The sequence below is a fragment of the Streptomyces sp. ICN903 genome (assembly GCF_022015835.1).
Classification (GTDB): domain Bacteria; phylum Actinomycetota; class Actinomycetes; order Streptomycetales; family Streptomycetaceae; genus Streptomyces; species Streptomyces fenghuangensis.
In genome coordinates this window covers 1-2,384 of record NZ_JAKMAY010000497.1, presented here as the reverse complement: position 1 = coordinate 2,384, position 2,384 = coordinate 1, and the positions used below count along the sequence as shown (strand labels likewise).

Here is a 2,384-nt window from a genome sequence, read left to right as displayed (position 1 = left end):
CGGGCGGGCGCCGAGGCCGCGCTGGCGGTGCTGGCGGCGGGCGCGGCGTGCTGCGCCGCGTGGGCGGCGAGAAACGCGCGGTCGCGGCGGCTGATGCACGTACTGGCCCTGGCGGTCGCGGCGGCGGCGCTGGCCACCGGATCGCCCGCAGGGTGCGGCGCGGCGCTCGGGGTGCTGCTGTGCTCGCAGGTCGCGGGCCGGGCGCGCGGCAGACTGGCGGCGCTGGCCGCGCTGGCGGCGGTGGCCGCGGCCGTGGTGGGCGCCGTCTGGGCGGTGGCCGGCGGCGCGGGGCCGCCGGCGCTGGAGAAGCCGCTCCGGGAGGTGCTCACCACGCAGCGGATCGTGCTGTGGCGGGAGGCGGCGGCGCTCGCGGCGGAGCATCCGGTGCGCGGCGCGGGGCCCGACCGGTTCGGCGCCCTGAACCGGGCCGTCGATCAGGGCGCCGCCCCGGACGGCAAGCCGCACTCGGCGCCGCTGCAGACGGCGGCCGAGCAGGGGGTGCCCGGTGTGCTGCTGATGGGCGCCGCCTTCGGCTGGGTGCTGCTCGCGCTGTACCGGTCACCTCGCCCGACACCGGTGGTGCTGACGGCGGGCGTGGCGCTCACGGGGCTGGCCGCGGTGGCGAGCGTGGGCAACGCCCTGAGCTTCAGCCAGGTCACCATGGGCGCGGGGCTGCTGGTGGGGCTGGCGACCGCCGGGGAGGGCTGGGACGTCCCGTAGGCGGCCGCGCGGCGGCCCGCGGGGACACGGGCGGCGGTGGGCCGGTCGGGTGGCGGACGTTCGGCCGTCCCCGGCCGGCCGCCCGGCTCGGCCTCCCGCTCAGCCGGTCCGTACGGCGCGCTCCGCCGCCAGCAGCCGCCCCTCGGCGTAGCCGCGCGCGGGGCCGGACAGCCCGGTGGGCCTGCCGCTGTGCAGGACGGTCAGGGTGCCGGTGGAGGGCGCCTGCGGGTCCGGTTCCGCGCCGATGCGCCGCAGTGCCTGGGCGGCGACCGCGGCGGCCGAGCCGTACAGCGCCGGCTCGGGGGCCAGTGGGGAGCGGACGGCGGCTCGGATGCGCTCGGCGACCAGCTCGTAGTGGGTGCAGCCCAGCACCACGGACCGCACCGCGCGCGGGGTGAGGGCGGCGGCCGCGGCGACGGCCGCGTCGACGGCGGCCTCGTCCCCCTTCTCCACGGCGTCGGCCAGCCCGTGGCAGGGCACCTCGGTGATCTCGGCGCCGTTGCCGAACCGGGTGATGAGGCGGCGCTGGTAGGGACTGCCGGTGGTGGCGGGGGTGGCCCAGACGGCCAGGGGGCCGCCCGCGGCGGCGGCCGGTTTGACGGCCGGGACCGTGCCGACGACCGGCACCGCCGGCTCCAGTTCGGCGCGCAGCACCTCCAGGGCGTGCACGGAAGCGGTGTTGCAGGCGACGATGAGCGCGTCGGGCCCGTACGCGGCGGCCGCCCGCGCGCAGTCCAGGGCGCGGGCGGCGATGTCGTCGGCGGTCCGCGGCCCCCAGGGCATGCTGTCGGGGGCGGAGGACAGGACGAGGTCGGCGTCGGGTCTCGCACGCCGTACCGCGGCCGCGGCGGCCAGCAACCCGATCCCGGAGTCCACAAGCGCGATTCTCACGGATCACAGCGTACGGGCACGGGCGGACGCGGCGCCCATCGGACGGCCCGGGCGGCCTCGCGCGCGGGAGGCCGCCGGGGGGTCACTTGCGGCCGGGCGTCCACCGCATGCCCCAGCCGTAGGCCTGGTCCACCGTCCGCTGCGGGCTCACCCCGCGCTCGGGCACCAGGAAGCGCGACTCCCGCCGGACGACGAGGTCGCCCCCGTGGTTGGTGATCAGCGCCAGGGCGCAGACGGTGGAGGGGAGGTCGCACTCGTCGAGGGAGAAGCCGACGGGCGCGCCGTGCTGGGGTGTGAGCGTCACCGTGGCGTTGAGACCCGCGAAACTGCGGGCGCCCTCGTAGATCGTGACGAAGATCAGGATCCGCCGGATCCTCTCCCTGTGGTCGAGGTTGATCGTGAGGTTCTCGCCGGTCTCCACGGCGCCGGTGCGGTCGTCGCCGTCGAGGTGGACGTACGGCGGCCGGTGCAGCGCGCCGAAGGCGTTGCCGAGGGCCTGGACGACTCCCTTGGTGCCGTCGGTGAGCTCGTACAGGGCGCACAGGTCCAGGTCGAGGCCGGTCTGCGGCGCCAGGGCCCGGCTCAGCCTGCTCCCCCAGCCCCCGGGCTGCCTGCGCGTCCGCCAGTCGAGGTTGACGCGCATCGCGCCGGAGGTGCCGCCCTGTTTGGCCAGGGAGACCGTGGGCGCCTCCTTGGTCAGGGTGACCTTGCTCAGCCGCACCGGCTGAGGCGCCGGCCGCGGTGGGGGAGCGGCCGCGGGGGCCGGCCGCGGT

The 2,384-nt window shown here is 78.1% G+C and carries 2 protein-coding genes and 1 pseudogene; 1 reads left to right on the top strand and 2 read right to left on the bottom strand.

The window, feature by feature from the left end; translation table 11 throughout:
• The coding region (locus L7D48_RS29245; protein WP_256463360.1) for an O-antigen ligase at positions 1-720 on the top strand (720 nt) is incomplete at its 5' end.
• Between the two features lie 99 nt (positions 721-819).
• Here L7D48_RS29245 and L7D48_RS28175 read toward each other — a convergent pair.
• On the bottom strand, positions 820-1,611 hold the full coding sequence (locus L7D48_RS28175; RefSeq protein ID WP_237883832.1) for a glutamate racemase: 792 nt from the start codon (positions 1,609-1,611) through the stop codon (positions 820-822).
• A gap of 82 nt (positions 1,612-1,693) precedes the next feature.
• A pseudogene (locus L7D48_RS28170) lies at positions 1,694-2,384 on the bottom strand (Tellurium resistance); the annotation flags it as partial.